This window comes from Cryocola sp. 340MFSha3.1 (assembly GCF_000383315.1).
GTDB lineage: Bacteria > Actinomycetota > Actinomycetes > Actinomycetales > Microbacteriaceae > Leifsonia.
This window is the reverse complement of record NZ_KB911087.1, coordinates 2,010,759-2,029,995: the sequence shown is the minus strand read 5'-3', so window position 1 is coordinate 2,029,995 and position 19,237 is coordinate 2,010,759. Positions and strand designations below refer to the sequence as shown.

General features: G+C 68.9%; 20 protein-coding genes. 9 read left to right on the top strand and 11 right to left on the bottom strand.

Translation table 11 applies throughout. From position 1 onward, the window contains the following. Window positions 1-413 precede the first annotated feature (413 nt). From H284_RS0109700 to hemL, 5 genes are read left to right on the top strand one after another with little or no spacing between them, the layout of a single operon-like run. Complete coding sequence (locus tag H284_RS0109700; protein ID WP_155885456.1) at window positions 414-1,646, top strand: Tle-like phospholipase domain-containing protein; 1,233 nt, start codon at window positions 414-416, stop codon at window positions 1,644-1,646. Window positions 1,647-1,660: 14 nt separating this feature from the next. Next, window positions 1,661-2,008, top strand: coding sequence for a hypothetical protein (locus tag H284_RS20095; protein WP_020076080.1), 348 nt, complete (start codon window positions 1,661-1,663; stop codon window positions 2,006-2,008). A 20-nt stretch (window positions 2,009-2,028) separates the two neighbouring features. Beyond that, window positions 2,029-2,340 (top strand): hypothetical protein, encoded by a 312-nt coding sequence (locus H284_RS0109690; RefSeq protein WP_089938100.1) that lies wholly within the window; start codon window positions 2,029-2,031, stop codon window positions 2,338-2,340. A gap of 55 nt (window positions 2,341-2,395) precedes the next feature. Beyond that, a complete protein-coding gene (hemB, locus tag H284_RS0109685) occupies window positions 2,396-3,367 on the top strand; it encodes a porphobilinogen synthase (protein ID WP_039731343.1) in 972 nt (323 codons plus the stop codon). Further along, window positions 3,364-4,671: a glutamate-1-semialdehyde 2,1-aminomutase gene (gene hemL, locus H284_RS0109680; RefSeq protein ID WP_039731342.1), complete on the top strand. Its 1,308-nt coding sequence runs from the start codon at window positions 3,364-3,366 to the stop codon at window positions 4,669-4,671. The genes hemB and hemL overlap by 4 nt, the downstream gene beginning before the upstream one ends. A gap of 127 nt (window positions 4,672-4,798) precedes the next feature. On the opposite strand, the gene H284_RS0109675 is transcribed toward hemL, so the two are convergent. The 5 genes from H284_RS0109675 to H284_RS0109645 all read right to left on the bottom strand — a co-directional run bounded on the left by H284_RS0109675 (window position 4,799) and on the right by H284_RS0109645 (window position 9,728). Next, window positions 4,799-5,035 (bottom strand): hypothetical protein, encoded by a 237-nt coding sequence (locus H284_RS0109675; protein ID WP_018189172.1) that lies wholly within the window; start codon window positions 5,033-5,035, stop codon window positions 4,799-4,801. 44 nt (window positions 5,036-5,079) lie between these two features. After that, the gene (locus H284_RS0109670) at window positions 5,080-6,333 is read right to left on the bottom strand and encodes a sugar ABC transporter permease (RefSeq protein WP_018189173.1); all 1,254 of its coding nucleotides are present in this window, start codon (window positions 6,331-6,333) and stop codon (window positions 5,080-5,082) included. Next, window positions 6,330-7,160 (bottom strand): ATP-binding cassette domain-containing protein, encoded by an 831-nt coding sequence (locus H284_RS20090; RefSeq protein ID WP_018189174.1) that lies wholly within the window; start codon window positions 7,158-7,160, stop codon window positions 6,330-6,332. The genes H284_RS0109670 and H284_RS20090 overlap by 4 nt, the downstream gene beginning before the upstream one ends. Window positions 7,161-7,289: 129 nt before the next feature. Then, window positions 7,290-8,408 carry an ABC transporter substrate-binding protein gene (locus tag H284_RS0109650; protein WP_018189175.1) on the bottom strand — a complete coding sequence of 373 codons (1,119 nt, stop codon included), beginning with the start codon at window positions 8,406-8,408 and terminating at the stop codon, window positions 7,290-7,292. Window positions 8,409-8,546: 138 nt separating this feature from the next. Then, a complete protein-coding gene (locus H284_RS0109645; RefSeq protein ID WP_020076075.1) occupies window positions 8,547-9,728 on the bottom strand; it encodes an ROK family transcriptional regulator in 1,182 nt (393 codons plus the stop codon). Window positions 9,729-9,835: 107 nt separating this feature from the next. Between H284_RS0109645 and H284_RS0109640 the strand changes: the two genes are divergently transcribed. Further along, window positions 9,836-10,222 carry a hypothetical protein gene (locus H284_RS0109640; RefSeq protein WP_018189177.1) on the top strand — a complete coding sequence of 129 codons (387 nt, stop codon included), beginning with the start codon at window positions 9,836-9,838 and terminating at the stop codon, window positions 10,220-10,222. A 19-nt stretch (window positions 10,223-10,241) separates the two neighbouring features. On the opposite strand, the gene H284_RS0109635 is transcribed toward H284_RS0109640, so the two are convergent. Then, window positions 10,242-10,631: a DUF1304 domain-containing protein gene (locus H284_RS0109635; RefSeq protein WP_018189178.1), complete on the bottom strand. Its 390-nt coding sequence runs from the start codon at window positions 10,629-10,631 to the stop codon at window positions 10,242-10,244. Between the two features lie 23 nt (window positions 10,632-10,654). Here H284_RS0109635 and H284_RS0109630 point away from each other — a divergent pair, with 23 nt between their 5' ends. Next, window positions 10,655-11,926: an FAD-dependent oxidoreductase gene (locus tag H284_RS0109630; RefSeq protein WP_020076074.1), complete on the top strand. Its 1,272-nt coding sequence runs from the start codon at window positions 10,655-10,657 to the stop codon at window positions 11,924-11,926. 31 nt (window positions 11,927-11,957) lie between these two features. Here the strand turns inward: H284_RS0109630 and H284_RS0109625 are convergent, their stop codons facing one another. Genes H284_RS0109625 through H284_RS0109615 form a run of 3 tightly spaced genes read right to left on the bottom strand, consistent with a single transcriptional unit; the run spans window position 11,958 to window position 14,240 of the window. Then, on the bottom strand, window positions 11,958-12,356 hold the full coding sequence (locus tag H284_RS0109625; RefSeq protein WP_018189180.1) for a DUF1304 domain-containing protein: 399 nt from the start codon (window positions 12,354-12,356) through the stop codon (window positions 11,958-11,960). 28 nt (window positions 12,357-12,384) lie between these two features. Further along, on the bottom strand, window positions 12,385-13,407 hold the full coding sequence (locus tag H284_RS0109620; RefSeq protein ID WP_020076073.1) for an MDR family oxidoreductase: 1,023 nt from the start codon (window positions 13,405-13,407) through the stop codon (window positions 12,385-12,387). Window positions 13,408-13,463: 56 nt separating this feature from the next. Further along, a complete protein-coding gene (locus H284_RS0109615) occupies window positions 13,464-14,240 on the bottom strand; it encodes an isocitrate lyase/PEP mutase family protein (protein WP_020076072.1) in 777 nt (258 codons plus the stop codon). 45 nt (window positions 14,241-14,285) lie between these two features. Here H284_RS0109615 and H284_RS0109610 point away from each other — a divergent pair, with 45 nt between their 5' ends. Then, window positions 14,286-15,734 carry an LssY C-terminal domain-containing protein gene (locus H284_RS0109610; protein WP_020076071.1) on the top strand — a complete coding sequence of 483 codons (1,449 nt, stop codon included), beginning with the start codon at window positions 14,286-14,288 and terminating at the stop codon, window positions 15,732-15,734. On the opposite strand, the gene H284_RS0109605 is transcribed toward H284_RS0109610, so the two are convergent. Beyond that, the gene (locus H284_RS0109605; RefSeq protein WP_231371145.1) at window positions 15,727-17,313 is read right to left on the bottom strand and encodes a Na+/H+ antiporter; all 1,587 of its coding nucleotides are present in this window, start codon (window positions 17,311-17,313) and stop codon (window positions 15,727-15,729) included. The two genes, H284_RS0109610 and H284_RS0109605, sit on opposite strands and share 8 nt — an antisense overlap. Before the next feature lie 100 nt (window positions 17,314-17,413). Next, window positions 17,414-18,301, bottom strand: a complete 888-nt coding sequence (gene trhO, locus H284_RS0109600) for an oxygen-dependent tRNA uridine(34) hydroxylase TrhO (protein ID WP_020076070.1) — start codon at window positions 18,299-18,301, stop codon at window positions 17,414-17,416. Between the two features lie 153 nt (window positions 18,302-18,454). Here trhO and H284_RS20085 point away from each other — a divergent pair, with 153 nt between their 5' ends. Further along, window positions 18,455-19,231 (top strand): polyprenol monophosphomannose synthase, encoded by a 777-nt coding sequence (locus H284_RS20085; protein WP_020076069.1) that lies wholly within the window; start codon window positions 18,455-18,457, stop codon window positions 19,229-19,231. The last annotated feature ends 6 nt before the right edge of the window (window positions 19,232-19,237 follow it).

Sequence of the window (19,237 nt, the reverse complement as noted above, 5' to 3'; positions counted from 1 at the left end):
CGATGTTCAGGGAGCGGGGTTCGCATGCGAGTGGCTCGGGCAGTGAGTTCTGTGATGCTGTGCGTCGCCCTGGTCGTGGGCTTGACAGCCTGTTCGTTGATAGGGAGTCGCGTGATGAGTTCAGATCCTCCGGCGAAAGTCCAGCAGCGGGAGGCCGCGCTTTACTACCGGGACGAGTACCAACCGAACGTCGAGAAGATCCGGTTCACACAGGAGGGCAGCCGGGGGGGCCTCGGTGCTCCTTGGGGAGCAAACGCGGTCGCCACGGTCGGTGGCGTGGACTATGAGGTGATTATTGGCCCAGAAATTGGGCCAGGGTTTCCCCTCGGCGACGTGCCGCCCCCAGCGCCGACTCCTAGTTCGCGGCTTCCTCTGACAGTTGTCTACAGCGACGGGACGTCGGAGATGATCGAATGACAACGGCCGAGGAGTATATGGATATTTCGGCCGAAGCTTATTTCGTGGATCGCCTCAAGAAGGATCCACCGTATGCCAAGGGTAGTAAGTTCACTGCCGGCAGTGGCGGTCACCAGCAGATGTATCAGGTGATCGACACCGAAACCAACGCGGCCAACGGCTTCCAGGCAATGGCCGTCGCCCCGGTCGTGAACGGCAAGCCGGACATGTCCCACATCGTCGTGTCGTATGCGGGAACCAACCCGGATCACCGAGCCGACCTCTTGGAGGACATCGAGACGGTTGTCGGGGGCACGCAGGGTCCGATGAGTCAGGTGCGCGATGCGCAGCTCTTCGCCGAACGGGTGAGGGCGAACCATCGTGACTCATCCATCGAGACCGTGGGGCATTCGCTGGGAGGGTTCCTCGCTCTCCTCATTGCGGCGGAGAACGACTGGGATGCGACGGCCTTCAATGGGCCCGATCCGTGGGACTGGTTGACGCCCGAGGAGAAGAAGCGCGTGCAGGCCGACGCTCGGGCCGGGAGCAAGCGCCTGCACAACTATGTGAACGTGTGGGACGTGGTGGGCAACATCTACGGGAATCGGACCGGTGCTGCTGACTTCGTGGCCGACAAGCGGGGCCGTCCGACTCCCGACTATCACAACATTTCGAAGCGTGAGGCGTTTGCGGTCAACCCAGACGGCACCATCACAGGCGCCGGTGCCAAGGGTCATCGCCTCGAGGACATCTTCGCGAACGCGGTCGACACGCTCCTCCCGGGAGCGGCCGCTGCTCTGTCCCCTGCACTGATGGCTCTAGCAGGCATCGCGCGGAACCCTGCTGCGATGAAATCCCTGGCGAAGAACGCGTCCGGTGCGATGGTGATGGTCAACACGGTCTCCGCTCTCGGCCTCGCGGCGAGCATCGGTGGTGCCGCGACCGCGCTGACGGAGATCAAGCTCGCCAACAGCCGGATCGTTCCGCGCATGGAGGAGGGGCTGCTGGCTGCCAAGAACGCCGCGACGGGCCTCCCGTGCATCACGGCTTACGACATCGAGAACTGCATCGATACCAATCGGCTGCACGTCCACCAGAACGTCGACCAGGAAGCCGTGCGGGAGGTGGATCGCCTGGTCGACCGCCACATCGAACGGGTGGACCAGCTCAGTCAGGGAATCTCGCGATCCGTGCGCAACACCATTGAGCAGGATGCGCGGTGGGCTCTCAACTTCGGACTCGACGGCTAGGAGGACGGCTGATCATGGATTCGGCAGATTTCGTGCAGGAACTCTTCGATGGCCTCAACCGCGAGATCCAGACGGGTGTCTCTGAGGTCCTGGACTGGATCGAGGACCAGGCTCACGGTCTGGCGGTGAACTTGCTCAACAGTGTGATCCCGCCCCTCGTTCACGCCAGCAATGCCGCTGTGAAGATCAGCGAGTCCGCGATCGTGATGTCAGCGAGCGCGGGCGTCGGATTCACCCTCGGGACGGCGGACGTCAACAACACCGTCCTGGCCGGTGCGGTTGCCGACACCGTCACACGGGGAATCGGTGAGCTGACAACAGAGAGCGACTACGCGCAAGGGGTGAACAGCATCGCATGGTGACCCATCGATCGCTCCACGAGTTGGAAGACGAGCAGGAGCAGCAGCGCAGAATCGCGCGAAAGCGGATCGAGCAGGCTGAGGAGTACATCGGCCACTACCGGTCCCGTGTCGATCAGGTACGGGAGAGCTTCTACTACTTCGGCGTGCACACAGGTGTCGCAGACGACTCCGGCTTTCGCGAGGCGCTCCAGCATGCGTCGGACATCGCGCACGAGAACGTGGTCTCCGCAGGCCGCAAGGTCGGCGAATTGGAGGAGGAGTACGACGCGATGGTTCGTGAGCAGTCCGAAGTGCGCGAACGCTTCATCGCCGTTCGCGACGGGTTGGACTGAGGAGCGTTCGGAAGACCCACAGTGACGCGGGCGTAGGCTGATGTGAGTGAGTGAACTGCATCCCGTCATCCGGCCCCGACGGCTGCGGCAGTCCCCGGCGATGCGCCGGCTGACCGCCGAGACCCGCCTCCACCCTGCCGAGCTGATCCTCCCGCTCTTCGTCCGAGAGGGCGCCACCGAGGCTGTTCCGATCGCCTCGATGCCCGGTGTCTCCCAGCACAGCCTCGACTCGTTGAAGCGCGTCGCGAACGAGGCTGCTGAGGCCGGCGTCGGCGGTCTGATGCTCTTCGGCGTCCCGGAAGAGCGCGACGCCATCGGCTCCGGAGCGACCGAGCCCGACGGCATCCTCAACGTCGCGACGCGGGTGCTCGCCGACGAGGTGGGCGACGCGCTCGTGGTCCAGACGGACCTGTGCCTCGATGAGTTCACCGACCACGGTCACTGCGGGGTCCTGGATGCGCGCGGTCACGTCGACAACGACGCCACCCTCCTCCGCTACCGCGACATGGCAGTCGCGCAGGCGGAGGCCGGCTCGCAGCTCCTCGGCCTCAGCGGGATGATGGACGGCCAGGTCGCCGCCGTCCGCGAGGCCCTCGACGAGACCGGGCACACGGACGTCGTCATCCTGGCCTACGCGGCCAAGTACGCCTCCGGCTTCTACGGGCCCTTCCGCGAGGCCGTCGACTCGCAGCTCTCCGGCGACCGCCGCGCCTACCAGCAGGACCCGGCGAACCGGCGCGAGGGCCTGCGCGAGGCGCGTCTCGACCTGGAGGAGGGCGCCGACATCCTCATGGTGAAGCCGGCGCTCAGCTACCTCGACGTTCTCAGCGATGTCGCCGCGATCAGCGATGTCCCGGTCTGGGCGTACCAGGTGTCGGGGGAGTACGCGATGGTGGAGGCCGCGGCGGCCAACGGCTGGATCGACCGCGACCGGATCATCGAGGAGACGCTGATCGGCGCGCGCCGCGCCGGCGCCGACGCGATCATGACCTACTGGGCGACGGAGGTGGCCGGGTGGCTGCGATGAAGGACGAGAACGAGCAGCAGTTCGAGCGGGCGCAGCGCGTCATCCCGGGCGGTGTGAACTCGCCGGTGCGCGCGTTCCGCTCGGTCGGCGGAACACCGCGCTTCCTGGTGTCCGCCTCCGGCCCGTACGTCACCGATGCGGACGGCCGCGAGTACGTCGATCTGGTTGCGTCGTGGGGTCCGGCGATCCTCGGCCACGCGCATCCCGCCGTCGTGGATGCGGTGCAGCAGGCGGCAGCGCGCGGCCTGTCCTTCGGGGCGTCGACTCCCGCCGAGACCGAGCTCGCCGAGGCCGTGATCGGCCGTGTCCCGTTCATCGAGAAGCTGCGGCTCGTCTCCACCGGCACGGAGGCGACGATGAGCGCCATCCGGCTCGCCCGCGGATTCACGGGCCGGCCGCTGCTCATCAAGTTCGCCGGGCACTATCACGGGCACTCGGACAGCCTTCTGGCCGAGGCCGGTTCGGGCCTCGCGACCCTCGCGCTCCCCGGCTCTGCCGGCGTGACCGAGGCGACGGCAGCCCAGACGATCGTGCTCCCGTACAACGATCTGGATGCGGTGCGCGCAGTCTTCGAGGCGCAGGGCCCCGACATCGCCGCCGTCATCACCGAGGCCGCCGCCGCCAACATGGGCGTCGTCCCGCCGGATGCCGGCTTCAACGCCGCGCTGACCGACCTCGCGCACGAGTTCGGCGCGCTGCTCATCCTCGACGAGGTGCTGACCGGTTTCCGCGTCAGCGACGCCGGCTTCTGGGGACTCGACCGGGGGTACACGCCCGACCTGGTGACCTTCGGGAAGGTCATCGGCGGCGGTATGCCGCTGGCGGCCCTCGGCGGACGCGCCGAGCTCATGGACTTCCTCGCGCCGGCCGGTCCGGTGTACCAGGCGGGCACGCTCTCCGGGAACCCGGTCGCGGTCGCCGCCGGTCTCGCCACGCTGGCGAACGCCGACGAGGCCGTCTACGACCGCCTCGACACCGTTGCGGAGACAGTGTCGTCGGGGGTCTCGGATGCGCTGTCGGCCGCCGGAGTCGCCCACCGGGTGCAGCACGCGGGCAACCTGTTCAGCGTCGTCTTCGGCGACTTCGACCGGGCTCCGCGGACGTACGCCGAGGTGCAGCGCCAGGAGGCGTACCGTTACCGTGCGTTCTTCCACGCGATGCTCGACCAGGGCGTCTCGCTGCCGCCGAGCGTCTTCGAGGCGTGGTTCGTCACCGCCGCGCACGACGCGGCAGCTGTCGACCGCATCCTGAACGCCCTCCCCGCCGCCGCCCGCGCAGCGGCCGCCGCCACCCCCACCACCTGACCCGCGATCCCCTTCGCCCTTCACCTCCGCGATCCCCTTCGCCGAGGTGCACCTTGTTGCGCATCCCCACGGCGTGTCGACCGCAACAACGTGCACCTCAACGCCAGAGGAATACTCGGGAAGGGGGCTAGGCGTCGGGGGCGGCGGGCTCGCGCGAGAGGGATTCCACGTAGGTGTAGGTCGCGGATGCGGGCCAGCCGTCCGCATCCAGCAGCGCGTAGACGTCGAAGTTGAGCGTCCCGCCTCCGCCGGCCGCGCGCCGGAGCGTGCGCGGAGGGGCGTCCGACGCGGAGCGGACGGTCACCGTCTGCGGTTCCGCGCCCGAACGCAGAAGGCGGGCGCGGAAGGTGGTGGTCCGGGTCATCCCACCACTCTCCCACGCCCGCCCGGAGGGCGGGACCGGAGTCCCTAGGCTTGTCCGTGCGACGCCCTCGAGCGCCGCGACAGCGAGTCGATGATCACGGCGAGAAGCAGCACGGCGCCCGTGATCATGAAGCGGTACGACGAGTCCAGGTTGAGGAGCGTCAGACCATTCGAGATCGACTGGATGACCAGGATGCCGAGCAGCGCCGACCACGCCGAACCGCGTCCACCGAACAGGCTCGTTCCGCCGATCACCGCCGCCGCGATCGCGTTCAGGTTGGTATCGGTTCCACCAGAGCCCGCTCCCACCGACGCCAGGCGGGCGGCGGCGAGCAGGCCGCCGACGGCCGCGAAGGTCGAACACAGGATGAACACGCTGATGAAGACGCGGTTGACGCGGATACCGGCTCGACGTGCCGCCTCCACCGAGCCGCCGACCGCGAAGACCGAGCGGCCCCAGCGGGTGCGGGTGAGGAGGAAGTTCATCACGATCACGAGCACGACGAAGAACAGGAACATCGCTCCCGTGCCGCGGTCGGTGGACAAGTACCAGACGCTGATGCACAGTCCGACGAGCAGCAGCGCGGCCTTGATGGCGACCACCGCCATCGATCCCTCCGAGAGCCCGGCGTTGCGACGGCGGACGTTGCGCCGGAAGTCGGAGAAGAACATCCCGCCCGCCGCGATCACCGCCAGCGCGTACGCCGCCCACGGCGGGAGGAACCACTGCTGCGCGAACTTCACGATCCACGAGTCGTAGGGGATGTTGATCGAGCTGTTCGCGCCGAGGATCCACAGCTGGAGGCCGAGGAAGCCGAGCAGACCGGCCAGCGTGATCACGAAGCTCGGGACGCCGAAGCGGGTGAACAGGAAGCCGTAGAGCAGCCCGATCGCCGAACCGGCGAGGATGGCGACGATCACCGTGAGCCACAGCGGCCAGTGCAGCTGGGTGAAGCCGACCCCGAGGATGGCCGCGGCGACACCGCTCACCGACCCGACCGACAGGTCGATCTGGCCGAGCAGCAGCACCAGCACGATGCCGATCGAGATCGTGCCGATCGCGGCGCACTGCAGCGTCAGGTTGACCAGGTTGTTCGCGCTGAGGAAGTTGGGGTTGAGGATCTGGAACACGACCCAGATCACGACGAGTCCGATGACGACCGGCAGCGATCCGAGGTCGCCGCCGCGCACCCGGCGTCCGAAGGCGCGGACCGCTCCGCCGAGCCCTTCGTCGCGGATGATCCGCTCGTCCTGGAGGTCCGCCGCCAGCTCGGCCGGCGTCTCTGGTGCCTTTGTCATGCTTCCGGGCTCCGTTCGGTGGATTCTTCGGCCTCCATGAGCCGCTCGGCGCGACGCACCACGACGTTGTCGGTCGCGCCGGTGATGGCGGAGATGATCTCCTCGTAGCTGACCTCCGGCACACGGAAGTCGCCGTTGTTGCGGCCGAGGCGCAGCACCGCGACGCGGTCGGCGACGGCCTGCACGTCGGCCATGTTGTGGCTGATCAGGATGACGCCGAGCCCGCGCTCGCGCAGCCGCTCGATGAGGTTGAGCACCTCGGCGGTCTGCGCGACGCCCAGGGCGGCGGTCGGCTCGTCGAGGATGACGACGCGGGGGTCGCCGATCAGCGACCGTGCGATCGCGACGGTCTGCCGCTGTCCGCCGGAGAGCGACGCGACGGCGATGCGGACCGAGGGGATGCGGGCCGACAGCTGCCGGAGCAGGCTCCACGACCGCTTCTCCATCTCCTCCTCGTCGAGCGTTCCCTTGCTGATCTCGCGACCGAGGAACAGGTTGGAGACCACGTCGAGGTTGTCGCACAGGGCGAGGTCCTGGAAGACGGTGGCGATGCCGAGCTGCCGGGAGGCGGCGGGCGAGGGGATGTTCACCTCCTGGCCGTCGAACTCGATCGTCCCCGCATCCTGCGGGTGGACGCCGGCGAGGATCTTGACGAGCGTCGACTTGCCTGCGCCGTTGTCGCCGACCAGGGCGACGACCTCCCCAGGGTAGACGTCGAGGTGGATGTCGGTGAGCGCTTGGACGGCGCCGAACCCTTTCGAGACCCCCCGCAGGGAGAGGACGGGACGGCGGGAGGACCGCTCCTCGTCCACGATCGCGGATTCCATGGTCACGGCGTTCTCCTTCGAGCTGTGCGCTGCATGCTTCCTGTTCTCAGGGTAGAGCGGAACCCGGCCCGGGGCGCCTCCCCGTTGTTGCGGGGGAGGCGCTGTCCGGGCCGGGCATCCGTTGATCGGTTACTTGATGCCGTACTTGTCGCACGCGGCCTTGTAGTCGGCGGTGCAGATCTTGGCTGCCGAGTCCGAGCCGTAGAACTCGTCCTTGACGACCGTGCTCTCGATGTTGTCCGTCGTCACCGACACCGGGGTCAGCAGGAAGGACTGGATCGCTGCGCCGCCCGCGGTGTCGACCGTGGTGTCGCCCTTGGGCTTGTCACCCTTGGTGAGACCGACCGCGAGCTCCGCGGCCTTCTCCGCCTCCGGCTTGATGGCCTTGTACACGGTCATGTACTGGTCGCCGGCGAGGATGCGCTGGATGCCCGCGAGCTCCGCGTCCTGTCCGGTGACGGGCGGGAACGGGCTCAGGTTGGCCGCCTTCATGGCCGCGATGGCGCCACCGCCGGTGCCGTCATTCGCCGCGTAGACGCCCTTGATCTGGTCCTTGAACTGCGAGACCTGGCCGGACACCCAGTCCTGGGCCTTCGCGGGGTCCCATCCTGGTGTGTCGTACTCGGCGAGCACCTTGTAGCCGCTGGAGTCGATGACGCTGTGCGCGCCCTTCTTGAAGAGGGTCGCGTTGTTGTCGGTCGGGGATCCGTTGACCATGAGGATGCCGCTGCCCGAGGGCACGCCGTCCTTCTTGAGCTTGTCGACGAGGGCCTGGCCCTGCAGCTGGCCGACCTTCTCGTTGTCGAACGAGATGTAGTAGTCGCTGTCGGGGCTGTTGATCAGGCGGTCGTAGGAGATGACCGGAACGTTCTTGGCTTTGGCCTCACCCACGATGGATGCGGCGGCCTCGCCGTCGAACGGGTCGAGCACGAGCACCTTGACGCCCTGGGTGAGCATCGACTCCGCCTGCTGCTGCTGCTTGCTGGCGTCTCCGTCGGCGTTCGCGTAGAGGACCTTGCAGCCGGAGCAGAGCTCCTTGACCTTCGCCTCGAAGAAGGGCTTGTCGGCCGCCTCGTAACGGGCGGTGACCGAGTCCGGGAGGAGGAGGCCGATCTGGGCGTTGGCGGCGTCGCCGGTGCTGCCTCCGCCGGACCCGTTTCCGGATCCGTTCGAACACGCTGTGAGGGTGACGGCTGTGAGCAGGATCGCGGCCGACGCGATGACCGCTCTCTTGGTGGCGATCTTCATTGAAAAACCTCCGATTCGGCACCGCCTTCGTTGGCGGCTGCGTTGAGTGTGCCAGTCGGGGAGTTTGGCGTCAAGAGTTGAAGACAATGGTTTCGATAACGGTTCCCACCGTCTTCGGGGGACATCCGGTCCGGAGGGTCAGAACGAGACGCCGTCCGGCGAGATCGAGACGCAGTCGACGGCGTAGGCGACGGCCCCGAGCGCGGCGGCGCGCATCCCGAGCTGGGCCTGGACGATGTCCGGCATGAGGTCCGGGTTGACGATGATCGAGCGCTCGACGGCATGCCGCATCGGGCCGAGCAGCAACTCGCCCGCGCGGGACAACTCGCCGCCCACGATCACGCGCTCCGGATCGATCAGGTTGCAGAGGTTCGCCGTCGCTACGCCGATATGACGGCCCGCGTCGCCGATCGCGCGGATGCAGCGCGCGTCCCCGGCCATCGCCTGCAGGACGACGTCGCCGAGCTTGAGGCTGCCGAGGTGGTCGCGCAGCTCGTCGAGGATGGCGGGGCCGCCCGCCAGAGCCTCCAGGCAGCCGCGGTTCCCGCAGCGGCAGAGCGGTCCGTTCTCGCGGATCGTCGTGTGGCCGAACTCCCCGGCGACACCGTGGTTCCCGCGGAACAGCTGGCCGTTGAGCAGCAGGCCGGCGCCGATCCCGTCGCCGACGTCGATCGTGATGGTGTTGCGCTTGCCGCGTCCTGCGCCGAAACGCGATTCACCGAGAGCCGCGAGGTTGGCGGCGTTGTCCACGAAGACCGGGCGCTTGATCCGGCGTTCCATCGACTCGGCGATCACGACGCCGTCCCAGCCGCGCATGATGCCGCTGCGGGCGATCGTCCCGGTCGCCCGGTCGATCGGAGCGGGGACCGCGATCCCGACGGCGAGCAGGTCGTCGCGGGACGCATCCACCGATTCGAGCATGTCGTTCAGGAGCAGCGAGACCTTGTCGAGCTCGTTGTCGGCGCGGTGGTCACGGGCGAGGGGCATGTGGTTCTCGGCGACCACGGTGTGGGCGACGTCCGCCAGCGCGACGCGCAGGTGTCTGGTCGAGAAGTGCACGCCCACGACGAGGCCGAGCGCGTGCGCCAGCGTGACGTGCTGGGCGCGCCGACCCGAGCGGATGCTCTGCGTCGTGTGCAGGACGCCGGAGGTCGAGAGCTCCTTGACGATGTTCGAGACGGTCGCCGGGGAGAGCCCAGTCGCCCCCGCCAGCTCGACCTGCGTGAGGCCTCCGTGCTTCTTGATGGCGTCGACGATGCGGGCTCGGTTGGCTTCACGAAGTGAAGTCTGCGAACCCGGAGTTCGTCGCTGCGTTGCCACGACGAGAAGGATACATGGCCGGGGAAGGGGGTCGATCAAAAGTGAAAGTAATGGCTTTGTGAGATTCCTATGACCATCTGGGCTGCCCGGCTTGGCAGGATAGAGCTATGGCCGACCTGCACGTTCACCCCGACCGCTTGGAGATCCACCTCACGCGGGCCGAGAAGGTGCTGGCCATGAAGCGGGAGGATCTGGTGGTGCCGCGGGACAGCATCCGCTCGGTCGCCATCACGGAGGACCCGTGGATCTGGATCCGCGGCATCCGCGCGCCGGGCGCCGCCGTCCCGCTGACGCTGTCGATCGGGACGTGGAAGTTCCACGGCGGCAAGGACTTCCTCCTCATCAAGGGCAAGCAGCGCGCGGCCGTCGTGATCGACCTCGACGGCGAGGAGTACTCCCGCATCATCGTGTCGACCCCGCACGCGGCTCGGCTGGTGGAGGCGCTGCGCGTCGATGGCAGCGAGCTGGCCGCCGACGGCGGCGTCATCGACTGACGCTCAGGCGTTCAGGCGTTCAGGCGTTCTCGGCGACCACGAACAAGATCAGCCCGACCAGCGGGATCCCGCCCTGCAGCAGCGCGGCCACCCAGAACCTCCGGCCGATGGTGAGCAGCACCAGCGACGCGAGCACCATGCAGACGCCGCAGAAGAAGATGAGGCCGAACCCGACGTCGTGGAGCGTCGTCCAGTAGAGCACGAGGCCGACGAGCGCTCCTCCGGCGAGGAACAGGTTGTAGAAGCCCTGGCTGTAGGCGACCGGTCGCACGACGTCCGCGTCGTGCTGGGAGCCGACACCGAACCGGCTCCACACGCCGGGCGCCGACCAGAGCACGCTCTGCATCGCGAAGAACACGAGGTGCACGAGCGCCGCCGCGGCGATGAGGACGCTCCCGATGATCGCCATGCCGGGAGGATACGCTGCCGACCATGGAGACGTTGAACACGACGTGCGTCATCGCCGGGGGTGGGCCGGCCGGGATGATGCTGGGCTTGATCCTGGCGCGCAACGGAGTCGACGTGGTGGTGCTCGAGAAGCACGCCGACTTCTTCCGCGACTTCCGCGGGGACACCATCCACCCGTCGACCATCGGGGTGCTCGGCGAACTGGGGCTGCGCGAGCGCTTCCTCGGCCTCCCGCACACCAGCGTCCGAGCCCTGGACGTGGTGGTGAACGGCAACCGCCTCCACCCGATCGACTTCAGCCGGCTCGCTCCGCCGGACGATTTCCTCGTGCTCGCGCCGCAGTGGGACTTCCTGAACTTCCTCGCCGAGGACGCCCGCCGCCACCCGAACTTCCGGCTGCTGATGCAGACGGAGGCGACGGAGCTGATCTGGGAGGAGGATGCGGTCCGCGGCGTCGTCGCGCACGGCCCGGACGGCGACCTCGAGATCCGCGCCCGGTTGACCGTCTCGGCGGACGGCCGCGCCTCCGAGCTGCGGTCGCAGGCGGGTCTCCGCCCCCGGCGATTCGGGGTGCCGATCGACGTGCTGTGGTTCCGCATCCCGAAGCCGGACGACCTCCCCGCGCACACGCTGGCGTACGTCGGCGGAGGCGGCATGGTCGTCACGATCGAGCGTCACGACTACGTCCAGGTCGGGCTGATCATTCCGAAGGGCGGATACGGAGAGTTGCACGCCGGCGGGCTCGACGCCTTCCGCCGCGCGGTGATCGATGCGGCGCCGCACCTGCGGGAGGCGCTCGAGACGATCACCGACTGGGATCAGGTGAAGCTGCTGAGCGTGCAGATCGACCGGCTTCCGCGCTGGTACCGGCGTGGGTTCCTGGCGATCGGGGATGCCGCCCACGCGATGTCGCCGGCGTTCGGCGTCGGCGTCAACTATGCGGTTCAGGATGCGGTCGCAACGGCCAACGCGCTGACGGCGACGCTGCGCGAGCTGGGGCCCCTGGGGGTCGAGGGGGGCTCTGAAACCGCGACCGGCCCCACGGCCGAGGTCGATCTGCGGCTGCTCGACGGCATCCAGCGGCGGCGGATGCCCGCGGTCGCGGCGATGCAGCGCATCCAGCTCGCCGCTCATCGGACGATCTCGCGGCCCGAGGGCGTGCGGCTTCTCCCGGAGTCGATGCCCGCGATGCTGCGAGCGGCGCTCGCCGTGGCGACGCCCGGCATGCAGGCGGTCAGCTCCCGCCTGATCGGGCGGGGGCTCCGGCCGGAGTCGGTCTCGCCGGAGCTGCGCTGACGTTCAGCGCTGAGCGGTCAACTCTGAACGATCAGCTCTGGCCGGTGGCGAGCCCGATGAGGAGGAGCGCCAGCCCGATCAGGGGCAGCGATCCCTGGATGAGCGCGGGGCGCAGGTAGCCGCGGCCCGTCGTGACGAGCACCACGGCCGCCGCGACCATGCACGCCGTCGTGAAGATGATGAGCGCGAGCCCGGCCGCGTGCTGGCCCACGCCGTAGAGGATCAGACCGACGACCGCGCCGATCGCGAGGAAGAGGTTGTAGAACCCCTGGTTGTACGCCATCGGCCGGACGGTGTCGGCCGCCTCCTGGCTGGCCACGCCGAACCGGCGCCAGACCGTCGGACGGGTCCAGGCGACGCTCTCCATGAAGAAGATCGCGATGTGGAGGGCGGCGGCGAGGGTGACCACGACGGTGGCGACGACGATCATGGCGCCAGCATACCGAGCGTTCTGCGGGTCAGCCGCGCACGTCGACCACAGTCCGGCCGCGCAGGCGCCCGGCCAGGATGTCCTCGGCCGCCGGAATCGCGTCCGCGAGCGGCACGAAACGCGTCATCGCGGCGAGCGCCTCCTCATCGAGGTCGGTGGCGAGCCGACGCCACGCGGTCTCGCGCAACGCTGCAGGCGCATCCACCGAGTTGATCCCGACCAGTGAGACCGCGCGCAGGATGAACGGGAGCACCGTCGCCGGAAGGTCGGGGCCCTGCGCCAGGCCGCACGCGGTGACCGTGCCGCCGTAACGGGTCTGCGCGAGCACCGTCGCAAGGGTCTGGCTGCCGACGGAGTCGACCGCGCCGGCCCAGCGCTGCGACTGCAGGGGCTTGCCCGGGGCGTCGAGTTCCGACCGGTCGATGATCGTCGTGGCGCCGAGGTCGGTCAGGTAGTCGCTCGCCGCTTCCACTCGGCCGGTGGATGCGGTGACCGGGTAACCCAGTTTCGCCAGGAGGGCGATGGCGACCGATCCGACGCCTCCGGCCGCACCCGTGACGAGGACGCTGTCGCCGCGGTCGGTCACGTCCTGAGGATCCACGCCGTTGCGCTCGAGTGCGAGCACGGCCAGCATCGCCGTGAAGCCCGCCGTGCCGATGGCGGCCGCCTGCTCGGAGGTGATGGAGTCGGGGATGCGGACCAGGGCGTCACCGTTCACGCGCGCTCTTTCCGCCATCCCGCCGTGGTGGTGCTCGCCGAGTCCGGCGCCGTTGAGGACCACCCGATCGCCCGGACGCCACCGCGGGTCGTCGGTGACGCGCACAGTGCCGACCACGTCGATCCCCGGGATGAGCGGCGAGACGCGGGCGACGCCGGGGCGGCCGCCGATGGCCAGTCCGTCCTTGTAGTTGAGGTCGGTGAACTCGACGTCGATCGTCACATCCCCCGGCATGAGGAAGTCGTCGGTGACCCGCCGGACCTCGGCGGTGTGTGCGGTGATCCGTCCGCCGTCGACCTGCTGCTCGATCACGATCGCCCGGAAATCGCTCATGCCCTCACCCTACGCCGGGCGGTTCGGGGCCTCGGGCGGCCCTGCGGCCGCCTGCCTCAGTTGAGCTGCTCCGTCCCGAGGGGCAGCGCCCCGCCCGCGTACAACTCGAGCGCCGTGTTCTTGAGTGCCGTGAGGGCGACCCGTTGTGTCCACGGCCCGTAGGAGACGCGGGCGACGCCCAGCTCCTCCAGCCGTGTCGGGGCGACCGATCCCGGGACGGCGATGACGCTGAGCTTGCGCGCGCCGAGGCCGCCGACCAGCCGTTCGACCGTCCGCTCGTCAAGTTTGCCGGGGACGAACACGCACGTGGCGCCCTCGTCGAGGAAGGCGCGGCCCCGTCGGATCGCCTCCTCCACCTTCTCGTGGTCGGTCGGGAAGGTGTCACGGAGGAACACGTCGGTGCGCGCGTTCAGCGCGAACGGCACGTTCTCGGAGTCCGCCGCCCGGATCGCGGCCCGCACGGAGGCGACGGCATCGTCGAAGGGACGGAGCTGGTCTTCGAGGTTGGCGCCGACCACTCCGACGCCGATGGCGCGCCGGATGGTCTCGCCGGAGTCGCCGTAGCCGCCTTCGAGGTCGGCGCTCACGGGCAGGTCGGTGGCCGCGACGATGCGCCCGACCATGTCGAGCATCAGGTCGAGCGGGATCTTCTCGCCGTCCTCGTAGCCGAGGGTTGCCGCGATGGAGTGGCTCGCGGTCGCGAGGGCGCGGGTGTCGGGGAGGTCGGCGATCACGCGGGCGCTGATCGCATCCCAGACATTGACGACCTGCAGCAGCTCGGGTGCATCGTGCAGTCGGCGGAGTTCGGCGCCACGCGCCTGGATGTCTGTCATGCGCTCACCCTACGTCGCGGCGGGTCCTCGCTCTAGGATGGCGGCATGGCCCGCACGGGGGAGCCGATGGAGGTGCCGAAGAGCCGATCGGCGCCGGGCCGGCGTGCCTCGGCGAGCACGGTGATCGACTACGCGTTCTTCGTGTTCGGCGGTGTCGCCGCGGTCTGGCTGGCGGTGCTGCTGCTCACGGACAGCTTCGAGTGGGGCTGGTTCCTCATCCTCTTCTTCGTGGTGTTCTGGGTGGTGCTCGCCTATCTGGTGCTCCCGCGGCTGCACCGCATCCTGACCGAGATCTACGTCCCCGACTATTTCATCGGCCGCGCGCGCACGAGCGACGGGTTGCTCGGCGACCCGATCAACCTGGCGCTGCTCGGGTCCGAGGCGCAGTTGGACGACGCGATGCGCGAGGCCGGCTGGACGCGCGCGGACGATGTCACCCTGCGTTCGAGCCGCCGGATCATCACGTCGACGCTGTTGCGGCGCAGCTATGACGAGGCGCCGGTGAGCCCGCTCTTCTTGTTCGGCCGTCAGCAGGATGTGGCGTACCAGCAGGAGGTGAAGGGCAACCCGGCGAAGCGGCACCACGTGCGGTTCTGGCGGTGTCCGGACGGGTGGTTGCTCCCGGGCGGCTACGGAGTGGACTGGCTGGCGGCCGGGACGTTCGACCGCTCGGTGGGCTTCTCGCTGTTCACCTTGCAGATCACGCACAAGATCGACGCGAACACCGACATCGAGCGCGACCACATCGTGTCGACACTCCTGGCCGCGGACGTGGGGGCCGAGGTCTCCGTGATCCGTGACTTCTCGACCGGGTACCACTCGCGGAACGGCGGGGGTGACACGATCGAGACGGACGGCGACCTCCCGATCGTGGATCTGCGCGCGGTCCCGGTGGATGCGCAGGCCGCGACGGTCGCGGCCGACGCAGATGCCCGCCGCGAGGCTCTGGCGGAGCGCCGTCCCGTGCCGACGGCGCTCGGCGCGCTGCTGATGGCGTTGCGTGTGTTGGCGGGCGTCAGCTACATCGCGCTGAACCTGCTCGACTGGCAGCGCTTCGTGATGTCGGAACTGGCCGGCGAGGTGGTGACGGCGAGCGAGCGTGACGCGGTGAGCCTGGTGCTCGGCATCGCGATGGGGGCGTTCGGCGCGGGACTGGTGCTGTACTTCCTGCTCGCCCTGCTGGTGTTCTTCGGGAGCAACTGGGCCCGTATCGCCGCGATGTCGTACAGCTCGCTGATCATCATCGTCTCGGCGATCGACTACTTCAACGGCGGCCCCCAGATCTCGCTGCGCAACAACCTGTTGGGGTTGGCCCTGGACATCCTGGTGGTGCTCGCCCTGTCTTCGAAGCGCTCGCGCCTGTGGGCTCGGCGCCCGCGCGCCCGCCGGGGCCGCGGACGTCCCGCCGCTGCGCCGCTCGCGACCGCCGGGCCAACGCCCGCCGGCTCTGCGCCTGCCGGCTCCGCGCCCGCGGACTCGACCACGCTCACATGAGCGGCTTCTTCCCGTCGGCTCCGCCCGCCTTGAGTGCGGACTCCTCCGCATCGAGGAAGGCGAGCACGGACCGCACCGCCGGCTCCTGGTAGCGCCCTTCCGCCCGCGCCTCCAGCACCGCCTGACGTTCGGCGGTGATCATGGTCCGGCGCAGGCGCCGGTACTCGAGCGGCAGGTCGGTGCGATCGTCCGGCGACGGGTTCTCCAGGGCGTCGGACAGGAACAGCGCATTGATCCGCAGCCGCTGGATGACCCGTTCGTCCTCGTCACCGGTGACCTGCGATTCAAGGTGCTCGAGCCCCGCGGACTGCGCCTCGGCGAGCAGTCGTTGCATCTCGCTGGCCTCCTGCGCGAAGTCAGGCGGCGGCAGCTTGAGCCTGCGGATCACCCAGGGCAGCGCGAGGCCTTCGAGCAGCGTGCCGACCACGACGACGAACGCGAGGAACTGCAGGAACTCCCGGTGCGGCGTGTCCTCCGGGAGGAGGAACACCGCAGCCAACGTCACCACACCACGGATACCCGCGAAGGAGACGGCGATGCCCGTGGGCCACGACCAGCCGCGCTCCCGTAGCCGCTGCGGACCGTAGCGGTAGAGCGCGGTCGTGCCGATCATCCACAGGAAGCGCGCGAGGAAGATGGCCAGCAGCACGACGATGCTGATGACGATCGTCTGCGGGACCGTGATGCCCGATGTGAAGGCCGCCGTGAGGATCGACCGCAGCTCGAGCCCGATGAAGAGGAAGACGGCGTTCTCGAGCAGGAAGCTGACCGTCCGCCAGTTGATCGTCTCCGCGATCCGAGCCTCCGCCGTCTGGATGGTGGGGGAGCGGTAACCGAGGTACAGCCCGGCGACGACCACCGCGAGAATGCCGGACCCGTGGAACAGCTGGGCCGGAATGAACGCGAGGTATGGCGTCACCAGCGCGAGCGACGTGTCGAGCACCGGCGACCTCAACTGCTTGCGGATCGCCGCGAGGACGAGCCCCACGAGGAGTCCGACACCGATGCCGACCACGACGGCGAGCACGAAGTCGACGCCGACGGCGACCGGGTTCACCACGCTGACGATCGCCGCGATGCTGGCGTTGAGCGCGACGAGGGCCGTGGCGTCGTTGAGCAGGCTCTCGCCCTCCAGCACGGTGACGAGTCGCCGCGGGAGCTTCACCCGGCCGGCGACCGCCTGTACGGCCACCGTGTCGGTCGGCGCGACCACCGCACCGAAGGCGAACGCGGCCGCGAGAGTGATGGCCGGGACCACCAGGTAGGTCGCGAATCCCACCACCACGACCGTGAACGCCACCAGCCCGACGGACAACAGCAGGATGCCGTCGCGCCTGGCACGCACATCCACGATCGAGGTCTGGATCGCCGCCGCGAAGAGCAGGGGCGGGAGAAGGCCGAACAGGACGACCTCCGGTTCGAGCGTCACCTCCGGAACGCCCGGCACGAAGGATGCGGCCGCTCCGACGAAGACGAGCACGACGGGGGCCGACCAGCCGACCCGTCGGGACAGGCCGGTGACCGTGACCGTGACGACGACGAACGACACGATCCAGACGATGGTGGAGACCGGATCCATGCTGTTCATGATGGCGGCAACACGAAGAGGCCGCCAAGGTTTCCCGCGAGTCGGTGGAGAACGCGTTCGCCCTCGGCGATGTGGACGGTTTCGCCGTCGCTCAGGCGGCGTGGGCCTCGCAGGTCGCGATCCCGCAGTCGTCGCAGACCACGAGCTGCTCGCGACAGGCCGGGTCGGAGCAGTTCCGCATCCGGCTTGTGGCCTCGCCGCACGTGACGCACCGCCCGAGGACGGCGGCGTGGTCGCTGAAGGTGAGCGAGCCGCGCCCGTCGAAGACGTAGCGGGCACCCTCCCAGAGTCCGTCGTCACCGTACGTCTCGCCGTAGCGGGCGATCCCGCCCTCGAGCTGGTAGACCTCCTGGAATCCGCGGGAGCGCATCAGCGACGACAGCACTTCGCAGCGGATGCCGCCGGTGCAGTAGGTGACGACGGCCTTGTCTTTGAGGTGGTCATAGGCCCCGCTGTCGAGCGCTGCGACGAACTCTCGCGTGTTGGCCACATCGGGTACGACCGCGTCACGGAAGCGGCCGATCCCGGCTTCGAAGCGGTTCCGGCCGTCGAAGAAGACGAGGTCGTCGCGTTCCGCGGCGAGCGCGTGCAGTTGCTCGGGGGCGAGGCGCTCGCCGCCGCCGAGCACGCCGTTCTCGTCGACCACCAGCTCGTCGGGCGCCCCGAAGGAGACGATTTCGTCGCGCACCTTCACCGAGAGGCGCGGGAAGTCGATGCTCGCGCCGTCCGCATCAAGGCCGCAACCCTCGCTCCATTTGGCGTCGAGGCGTCGGAACGGCTCGTACTCCTTGGTGACGCGAAGGTAGCGCTTGAGGGCGTCGAGCTCGCCGCCCAGTGTCCCGTTGATCCCGTGCGGCGAGAGCAGGATGCGCCCCCGCAGTCCCAGACGTTCGCACAGTTCGCGCTGCCAGAGCCGGACGGCTTCCGGGTCGGCGAGCGGCGCGAAGACGTAGAAGAGCAGGATCTTGGGTACGGCCACCGCCTCATCGTAGGCGAGCGGTTCCGGAGTGGACCCGATCGTAGGATCGTGGAGGCTGTGAACGCCCGCAGTCTCGTTCGCCTGCCGTTCAGACTGGTAGGACAGGGTCGAATGCGTTCCTCCGGGGCGTGCCCCTGACAGAAAGGCGGGTTGTTGCGAACCCTGGTCATCATCCCGACCTATGACGAGCGAGAGAACGTCGGCTCGATCGTCGGACGGGTGCGCGCGTCCGTGCCGGACGCCGACGTGCTCATCGTCGACGACAACTCGCCGGACGGCACGGGTGAGCTGGCGGACGCGCTCGCCGCGACCGACGCCAGCGTGCACGTCCTGCACCGCACCGGGAAGGACGGCCTGGGGGCCGCCTATCGAGCGGGGATGCAGTGGGCGCTCGACGCCGGCTACGAAGTCGTGGTGGAGATGGATGCCGATGGCTCGCACCAGCCGGAGCAGCTGCCGCGTCTTCTGGAGGCGGTTCGCTCGCCTGAGCTGCCGACAGGCGCCGATGTCGTCCTGGGCTCACGCTGGGTCGACGGCGGTGGCGTGGTGAACTGGCCGGCTCGTCGTCGCCTGATCTCCCGTGGGGGCAGTACGTACTCGCGGCTGGCTCTCGGGCTGCCGATCCGGGATGTCACGGGCGGCTACCGCGCGTTCACCGCGGACGCGCTGCGGCGGCTGCATTTCGACCGCACCGAGAGTCAGGGCTACTGCTTCCAGATCGACATGACGCGTCGCGCCTACGACGCGGGCCTGCGAATCGTCGAGGTGCCCATCACCTTCGTGGAGCGGGAACGCGGCGCGTCGAAGATGGGCGGCGGGATCGTCGTGGAGGCGATGCTGAGGGTGACTCTGTGGGGTCTGACCGGCCTGCCTCGACGGTTCCGCAGGCGTCCGTCGCCGGCGGAGACGGAATCCGCCGCGCGGGCGTAGCGTGGC

Excerpts from the sequence above, each read along its gene's own strand:
- H284_RS0109630 (WP_020076074.1), top strand. The coding sequence starts at position 10,655 with ATGGAGACGTTGAACACGACGTGCGTCATCGCCGGGGGTGGGCCGGCC.
- H284_RS0109605 (WP_231371145.1), bottom strand. The coding sequence starts at position 17,313 with ATGGATCCGGTCTCCACCATCGTCTGGATCGTGTCGTTCGTCGTCGTC.
- H284_RS0109625 (WP_018189180.1), bottom strand. The coding sequence starts at position 12,356 with ATGATCGTCGTCGCCACCGTCGTGGTCACCCTCGCCGCCGCCCTCCAC.
- H284_RS0109675 (WP_018189172.1), bottom strand. The coding sequence starts at position 5,035 with ATGACCCGGACCACCACCTTCCGCGCCCGCCTTCTGCGTTCGGGCGCG.
- H284_RS0109650 (WP_018189175.1), bottom strand. The coding sequence starts at position 8,408 with ATGAAGATCGCCACCAAGAGAGCGGTCATCGCGTCGGCCGCGATCCTG.
- H284_RS0109620 (WP_020076073.1), bottom strand. The coding sequence starts at position 13,407 with ATGAGCGATTTCCGGGCGATCGTGATCGAGCAGCAGGTCGACGGCGGA.
- H284_RS0109610 (WP_020076071.1), top strand. The coding sequence starts at position 14,286 with ATGGCCCGCACGGGGGAGCCGATGGAGGTGCCGAAGAGCCGATCGGCG.
- H284_RS0109635 (WP_018189178.1), bottom strand. The coding sequence starts at position 10,631 with ATGGCGATCATCGGGAGCGTCCTCATCGCCGCGGCGGCGCTCGTGCAC.
- hemL (WP_039731342.1), top strand. The coding sequence starts at position 3,364 with ATGAAGGACGAGAACGAGCAGCAGTTCGAGCGGGCGCAGCGCGTCATC.
- H284_RS0109670 (WP_018189173.1), bottom strand. The coding sequence starts at position 6,333 with ATGACAAAGGCACCAGAGACGCCGGCCGAGCTGGCGGCGGACCTCCAG.
- H284_RS20095 (WP_020076080.1), top strand. The coding sequence starts at position 1,661 with ATGGATTCGGCAGATTTCGTGCAGGAACTCTTCGATGGCCTCAACCGC.
- H284_RS20090 (WP_018189174.1), bottom strand. The coding sequence starts at position 7,160 with ATGGAATCCGCGATCGTGGACGAGGAGCGGTCCTCCCGCCGTCCCGTC.
- H284_RS0109700 (WP_155885456.1), top strand. The coding sequence starts at position 414 with ATGACAACGGCCGAGGAGTATATGGATATTTCGGCCGAAGCTTATTTC.
- H284_RS0109615 (WP_020076072.1), bottom strand. The coding sequence starts at position 14,240 with ATGACAGACATCCAGGCGCGTGGCGCCGAACTCCGCCGACTGCACGAT.
- H284_RS0109640 (WP_018189177.1), top strand. The coding sequence starts at position 9,836 with ATGGCCGACCTGCACGTTCACCCCGACCGCTTGGAGATCCACCTCACG.